This is a genomic window from Pseudomonas sp. RA_15y_Pfl2_54 (assembly GCF_963971015.1).
GTDB classification, from domain to species: Bacteria; Pseudomonadota; Gammaproteobacteria; order Pseudomonadales; family Pseudomonadaceae; genus Aquipseudomonas; species Aquipseudomonas baetica_A.
Window position 1 is genome coordinate 1 of the sequence record NZ_CAXAPN010000087.1, and the last position, 1,185, is coordinate 1,185.

Genomic DNA, 1,185 nt, shown 5'->3' on the forward strand with positions numbered 1-1,185 from the left:
TGTGGGAGATTCTATGGTTCATGCCTAGCCCCTAAACCGCTTTAGGTGAGTATTCGCTCTGGTTTTTCAACAGAGCAAATACCACCCGGGCAAGCTTGCGGGCTAGTGCGACCAGTGCTTGGGTAGTGCTCAATCCGCGCCCTCTCAAAGCCTCATAAAATCCTTTCCACGCCGAGGTTCGGCTCGCCGCCATTGCGGCGTTGTGCAGCAATCGACGCGCCTCTGAGTCGCCTCGTTTGGTCAGGCAGCGGCGGCCTTTCTTTTTACCTGAGTCCGATATGCGCAGATCCAGGCCTAGAAAAGCGATGAAAGCGTCGGCGTTTCTGAAGTCCCCACGCTGAAAGGATGCGAGCAAGCGGGCACCGGTCAACGTACCTATGCCTTCTACTTTCATGCAACGCTTGAGCTGAGCGCCTAAACCGGCTTCGTCTATCTGCGTCAGGATCGTTTTCTCCAGCAGGATTTCCAGTCTTTGCATGGCGTTTATCTGATTTTTGAAAGCGGTTTTGAGCAACGGCTCATTCTCCCAGCTCTGCTTGAGGCTGACACGAGCCTGGACCAAAGCCGCACGACGCCGGAAAAGACTGATAAGTCGGCAATACAAGGGCGGCGGCGGTGTCCAGGGGCGTAAGTGGTCCCCTTCGTTTGTCAGATAACGGGCCAGTAATCGGGCATCCAGCGCATCAGTTTTAGCGCGAACGTTCACGCCTTTGCGGTAATGGCTGAGCTCATAACCGCCAACCATATAGATCACGTAACCAGCGGCATGCGCCAGATCGGCAAACTCCTGATGATAGATATTGGTGGCTTCGATAGCGATTGCCACTGGTTTGGCAACGGTTTTGAGCCATTTCTTGATCGCCGCTTTGGTATTGGAGATTGTCTCGAGCTGATCTGATTCGGCGTGATAAATCACCAGTTCGTCCTTGGCGACATCAACCCCGATGATCGACTGAGTAGTAGCGACGGGCATTGCCATGAGAAATCCTCCGGGCTAAGGTTTGAACACTTGAAGGGTTCACCCAGAGGCGCAGGCTTGTTCCTATCGTCGGTCTAGGCCAGATGCATTCTTTATCGGCGCTTGGGTGAAAGGAGGAGGGTGAAATCTCCCACGGTCTGTACTGCGCTAACAGTCAGAATCGAGCCTTGTCCCTCCTCCTCCCTTCAAGTCCTACCATACAAGCG

General features: G+C 54.0%; 1 protein-coding gene. It reads right to left on the minus strand.

Features of this window, described 5'->3' with window-relative positions:
- Nucleotides 1–31: 31 nt before the first annotated feature.
- Nucleotides 32–979, minus strand: a complete 948-nt coding sequence (locus tag AACY50_RS28580) for an IS110 family transposase (protein ID WP_339434169.1) — start codon at nucleotides 977–979, stop codon at nucleotides 32–34.
- Between the last annotated feature and the right edge of the window lie 206 nt (nucleotides 980–1,185).